The organism is Bradyrhizobium sp. 35, from assembly GCF_023073215.1.
In the GTDB taxonomy this organism is placed as follows: domain Bacteria; phylum Pseudomonadota; class Alphaproteobacteria; order Rhizobiales; family Xanthobacteraceae; genus Bradyrhizobium; species Bradyrhizobium canariense_D.
Genome location: NZ_JADPJC010000065.1, coordinates 1 through 5496 on the forward strand (window position 1 = coordinate 1; position 5496 = coordinate 5496).

Here is a 5496-nt window from a genome sequence, read left to right on the forward strand (position 1 = left end):
GGAGTCGATCGACAAAGCCACTCGGTCCTTGCCGCAGCGGGCGAGCGCTTCAAAGATCGCCTGCCAATGTCCGCGCTTAGCCCAGCGATTGAACCGATTATAGATCGTCGTGTAAGGGCCATAGTCGGACGGGCAATCGCGCCAGCGTGCGCCGCACTGGAGCATGTGAATGATACCGCTGATAATGCGTCGATCGTCTTCGCGCGCCGGGCCGGTCTGGTTCGTTGGCAGATGCGGCTCTATCTGAGCCCACTGCTTGTCGTTGAGCCAGAACAGTCCTTTGCGCATCGAAGTCCCCCGTGCCGAATCAACTTGGCACCAGGGAATCAGAACTCGCTAATTAGGTACAGACCCTAAGCTTGCGCTCAACACAACGTTGCGCACTTATCTGGAGCAGCGACTGGCCGGCGTGGTCATGACCCCGAGTGGCGCTGCCGTTCCTGGTCCCGCCGTTCCGTGGAAGGGCCGCCGGCATGGCCCGCGAAAGGATCGGCGATGGGCCAGGGCTTGGAGCCCGGAGCAGATTGCCCGACGCTTGTCGATCGACTTCCCGGACGACAAGACGATGCGCATCAGCCACGAAGCCATCTATCAAGCTCTCTTCGTTCACGGTCGGGGAGCGCTACGCCGCGAACTGTCGGCCTGCTTGCGAACCGGGCGCGTATTGCGGGTCCCCAGGGCGCGCGTACGCAGGCGAGGCAAGAGCTTTGTCTCGCCGGAGATCATGATCAGTCAACGCCCCGCCGAAGCGGCCGATCGCGCGGTGCCGGGCCACTGGGAGGGAGACCTCATCCTTGGTCTTGGCAGCTCGGCGATCGGCACGCTGGTTGAGCGGACAACACGCTTCACGATGTTGCTGCATCTTCCCCGGCTTGCGGGGCATGGCGAAGCTCCACGCATGAAGAATGGCCCTGCTCTCGCGGGACCCGGAGCTGAAGCCGTGCGCGACGCGATTACGCGCACCATCATCACCTTGCCCGAAGAAGATGCGTCGTTCGCTGACCTGGGATCAGGGAGCCGAAATGGCTCAGCACGATCGTCTCAAGATCGACGCGGGTGTCCAAGTCTACTTCTGCGATCCGCAAAGCCCCTGGCAGCGTGGCACCAACGAGAACACCAATGGGCTGCTGCGTCAGTACTTCCCGAAAGGCACCGACCTGAGCGTCCACAGCGCCGACGACATCGCCGCCGTGGCCGCGGCCCTCAATGCTCGACCGAGAAAAACTTTGGGTTGGAAAACGCCAGCAGAGGCGCTTGACGAGTTGCTGTCATGAGTGGAACATATTCGGTGTTGCGACGACCGCTTGAATCCGCCTTGGGCGGCCTGATCGGAATGGTGCAACAGGGCATCCGGCTTGCCGCGTCGCCAGACGGCCATCAACAATGCGTCCGTCAAGAGCTGTGCCGTCATGGCGGCATTCATCGACCAGCCAACCACGCGGCGTGAGAACAGGTCGATGACCGCTGCGACATAGAGCCAGCCTTCGGCGGTCCAGAGATAGGTGAGTCGGCGGTCCACTTCTGGTTCGGCCGCTCGGCGGCGAACTGCCGGTCCAGAAGGTTCCCCGGTACGGTCGCGAGCTGTCGATCGCCGTCAATGCGATCGACGGACCCAGCCCATGGATCTCAGTCAGATCGACACCGAGCTCGCCATACAGTGCGGCCCTGCCCGCTCGCGCTGGCGTAGATAGGCGCGCAATGTTGCAATCTCGGCATCCGGTCGGAAGCTGCCGCGCAAACAGGCCGTAGGAATGAAGCTGGCGTAGCCATGCGGCATCGCTGACATCGGTCTTCCGCCCAGGCACGTTCTTGGCGTAGCGTGCGTTGACCAGAATGACCTCAAATCCGCGCTGCTCCAGGATCTCATAGACCGGGATCCAATAGACCCCGGCATCGCCACGCTGGTGACGCCGCACGCTTTGAACCAGTTCGCCAGATCATGCAGGTCCTGCGTGAATGTGCCGAACGTCCGCACTGGGATGTCAGTGCAGGCCGGATTCACCGCAGCCATGTGCATCCTTGATCCGATGTCGATAGCAGCCGCTCCGAAGTTGACCGACTTCAATTCCAGGCAGTCACCGGTTGTCGTCTTGGGCATTGCGAATCCTCCGTCCGATCATGGGCAGGAGGGTCTGGGCTATGCCAATTTGTCATCTTCCTAATCGGGATCGCCGCCGGAACGGCGTCACCACTCTCAAGTCCGCACGCGCCCATGGACCACGTTTTTTAACGGGGACAGTGCCTCCAATAAGCTGACGGCCGCTACCCTCCCAGCCGCAGAGGATAGCACAAGGCCGTTTCTACCCCGCGCAGGCGCGCCTGGGCGCTGGACAGTTTTTTAGGATATCCCGCTCCGCCTTCAGCTTGTTGACCTCGCGCCGCAGCCGCTCGATCTCCAATTGCTCAGGCTTCATTTGCCCGTGGCCGGGGAAGGACTGCGCAGCGTCGAAGCCGAACTCCTTCACCCATTTGCGCAGCACGTTCTCATGAATGCCCAGGTCTTGGCCGGCTTGCGCCACAGATACCCCGCGCTCCCTGACGAGCTTGATCGCCTCGATCTTGAACTCTCGACTGAACTTCCGTCTCTGCATGACCCACCTCTGGCTCGATAAAACACCCAACCTCGGTGTCCATCAACCGGCAGCAGCTCATGCCGGCCGATCCCGTCCGCCCTCCCCAGATAGGTGGTCGATTGGTGGCGTCGATCACGTACACTAGCACCGCTTCAGCGATCTGATCGTCCCAGCAGTCAACAACCGTCGCCTAGAACTCTCGCATTCCACCAATCGAACGCAGAATTTCGGAACTACAAGCCTCTACTTCAAGGAAAATCGGCTTCAAAACGCAATAGTGTTCTCCTCGATATGGTAACCCCTGCTCCCTCGGAGTTTTGAATGGCATCACCGTCCCAACGCTCTCTTGGAATTCTGAACCTCGAACGTGGAATGTCGCCGGGCGCAACACCGCGTGCGCCGCTACCTGGCTCGTTGATGAATCCGACGACGTATAACTTCCCGGTCATCTCCGAAACGGTTGAGGGGGCTTGGGCGGACAGAGTGATCCGTGGCGATCCAGCGCTAGAGCCGGCCTACATCGAAGCTGCCCGGCGACTAGTTGAGCGAGGAGCTGTTGTGATAAGCTCGAATTGCGGCTTTTCCATCAGACATCAAGTGGCAGTGGCCGAGTCAGTGAATGTTCCTGTGGTAATGTCCAGCCTTCTTCTGCTGCCGACGTTACTCCGCCAACTGCCGAGGCTTGCTAAACTCGCCGTGTTAACCGCCGATTCGAATCATTGCGGAGAAGATCTGCTCGGGATCGACGATCCGGTCGAGCGGACGAGGGTCGTTGTGGGTGGCACCGAAGGTGGCAAGTTCTGGCAAAACGAGATGAAGCGACCGCCACCGTTGACCGATGTCGCCGAGATCGAAGTGGATGTCGTTGCCTGCGTCGCGCGACTCCGCGATGCGCATCCACAGATTGCGGTGCTCCTTTTGGAGTGCACGGGGTTCCCGCTAGTCGCGCCGACGATCCGCCGGGTCACAGGGCTGCCCGTCTACGACATCACAACCCTTTGCCAACTGACGTTGGCATCGGTCATCTAAGGACCATGACTCTTCCCCCTCATTTCTGAACGGCCGGCTTCGCCGGGGTAATTCGTGTTGGTCGGGTGAGCTGCCCATAATCTTCTATGCTGCGGGCTTTGATGATCAGGCAAGGAGTGCATCGCGTGTGACGTAAGAATCCATCGAAGAGTCCACTGGCGTGACCTTGCCCCCAATTTTATCCAGTTTTGAGTTCGCCTTCCGGTTGGATTTGCCCGGCTAGGCGGTGGGAGCGACGGGAGCTGGCGCCGAGCCTTCGGCTACCGCTCCGTCCAGCCAGTCGCAATGTCAGCGAGTACGGGGGGTGGATGAAGCTGCTCCGCCCTGATGGTCCGCTGCGCGATACGAGCACCGCCTCCACGAACCCTGCTGCCGGATCGTCCCAATCTGCCGAGGTCCGCAAGTTCGACGCAACGAGTGCGTCGCGTGCCGTCCGCGCTTGCGCGCCAACCCCTCTCGGACCCACACCAGTGCGCGGTCGATCGTTGCAGCGCTGATCGCGAGAAGCCCCGCTCGTTCCGAGTCCAATGGAGCGATTTGCGTGAAGCAGTGAACCGCCCCGGGTTTGCCGGAGGCTCCAACTCCTGAGAGGATGGAGCCATGACGAGCAAGACGACAAACAAGTTTTCACCCGAGGTCCGGACTCGAGCGGTTCGGATGGTTCTGGATCACGCCAGCGAGCACCTGTCACGCTGGGCGGAAGTGACGTCGATCGCGGCCAAGATCAGCTGCACGCCGCAGACGCTGCATGACTGGGTCAAGAAGGCCGAGATCGATAGCGGGCAGCGGGTCGGCCTTCCGACCGACACGGCCGAGAGGCTGCGCTCGAACGAGAGAACCGCGAGCTTCGGCAGGCCAACAGATCCTGCGCAAGGCAAGCGCACATTTTGCGGTGGCGGAGCTCGACCGCCGGTCCAAGCCATGACCGCCTTTATCGAGGATCATCGTGAGGCGCATGGGGTCGAGCCGATCTGCAAGGTGCTGCCGATCGACCCCTCGACCTATCACGCCCATGTGGCCAAGCGGCGGGATCCCCCCAGGCTGTCGGCGCGCGCCAGGCAGGATGCTGCGCTGAAGATCGAGGGTCCGACGCGTCTTCGATCAGAACTTCGGCGTGTACGGCGTGCGCAACGTCTTGCGGCAGCTCAAGCGTGAAGGCTTCAATGTTGCCCGTTGTACCGTGGCGCGACTGATGCGGGAGATTACAAGGTGTCATCCGCGGCAAACCCGTCAAGACCACGATCAGCGACAAGGCCGCGGCATGCCCGCTGGATCACGTCAACCGCCAGTTCAAGGCCTCAAGGCCGACGTTCTCTGGCTCTCCGACTTCACCTATGTCGCGACCTGGACCGGCTTCGTCTACGTCACCTTCGTGATCGACGCCTATGCTCGCAGGATCGTGGGCTGGCGAGCCTCGCGCACGGCACATGCAGGCTTCGTGCTCGATGGGCTGGAGCAGGTCCTGCATGATCGACGGCCGGTCCGTCGTGGCGGGCTCGTGCACCACCGCGACAGGGGCAGCCAAGGCGGATCAAACAGTCGTCGCAACACTCGGAGGTTGGAGGTTGCGATGAACGTTGTAATGCGTCGATCGGCGCCCAGGACGAGCCCCCCTTCCCATCACCAGGACGGCCCTCTGTTGCAGGGCGCAATGAACAGAACAAATTTTGGCGGGCGATTGCCGCTGGGTTAAGCAGCGAAGCTGCTGCACTCGGAGGTAAGCGCGAAGCCGATACCCTTGCTTCAGAATTCGAATGAACGTGCGAAAAAAGCCTCCGGCTTGGACGGAGGTTTGGGATGGGATTGGACAGCAAAAAGGACGTCCATTTGGACGGCTCAACGAGGCGATCGGTGAGCCGGCTGGAGGTTCTTGAAGGACCATCGGGGCGCCGCG

General features: G+C 61.3%; 2 protein-coding genes, 6 pseudogenes and 1 other annotated feature. Of the genes and pseudogenes, 3 read left to right on the forward strand and 5 right to left on the reverse strand.

What is annotated here, in order from left to right:
• On the reverse strand, window positions 1-288 hold a 288-nt coding region (locus IVB36_RS14445), incomplete at its 3' end, for a transposase (protein ID WP_247390905.1).
• 88 nt (window positions 289-376) lie between these two features.
• On the opposite strand from IVB36_RS14445, the pseudogene IVB36_RS14450 reads away from it, so the two are divergent.
• Window positions 377-1274 (forward strand): annotated as a pseudogene (locus tag IVB36_RS14450) (IS30 family transposase); the annotation flags it as partial.
• 41 nt (window positions 1275-1315) lie between these two features.
• Here the strand turns inward: IVB36_RS14450 and IVB36_RS14455 are convergent.
• The 3 pseudogenes from IVB36_RS14455 to IVB36_RS14465 form a co-directional block, all read right to left on the reverse strand.
• Window positions 1316-1563 (reverse strand): annotated as a pseudogene (locus IVB36_RS14455) (DDE-type integrase/transposase/recombinase); the annotation flags it as partial.
• A 154-nt stretch (window positions 1564-1717) separates the two neighbouring features.
• Window positions 1718-2098: pseudogene (locus tag IVB36_RS14460) on the reverse strand (transposase); the annotation flags it as partial.
• 238 nt (window positions 2099-2336) lie between these two features.
• Window positions 2337-2591, reverse strand: a pseudogene (locus IVB36_RS14465) (transposase); the annotation flags it as partial.
• A 303-nt stretch (window positions 2592-2894) separates the two neighbouring features.
• Between IVB36_RS14465 and IVB36_RS14470 the strand changes: the two are divergent.
• Window positions 2895-3602: a hypothetical protein gene (locus tag IVB36_RS14470; RefSeq protein WP_247391990.1), complete on the forward strand. Its 708-nt coding sequence runs from the start codon at window positions 2895-2897 to the stop codon at window positions 3600-3602.
• Between the two features lie 266 nt (window positions 3603-3868).
• On the opposite strand, the pseudogene IVB36_RS14475 reads toward IVB36_RS14470, so the two are convergent.
• Window positions 3869-4109 (reverse strand): annotated as a pseudogene (locus IVB36_RS14475) (ISNCY family transposase); the annotation flags it as partial.
• 93 nt (window positions 4110-4202) lie between these two features.
• On the opposite strand from IVB36_RS14475, the pseudogene IVB36_RS14480 reads away from it, so the two are divergent.
• Window positions 4203-5127: pseudogene (locus IVB36_RS14480) on the forward strand (IS3 family transposase); the annotation flags it as partial.
• Window positions 4482-4599: a sequence feature (AL1L pseudoknot), on the forward strand. It overlaps the preceding pseudogene by 118 nt.
• Window positions 5128-5496 lie beyond the last annotated feature (369 nt).

What these genes read in the sequence shown, in the direction of transcription:
- IVB36_RS14470 (WP_247391990.1), top strand. Translation starts at nt 2,895, where the DNA reads ATGGCATCACCGTCCCAACGCTCTCTTGGAATTCTGAACCTCGAACGT.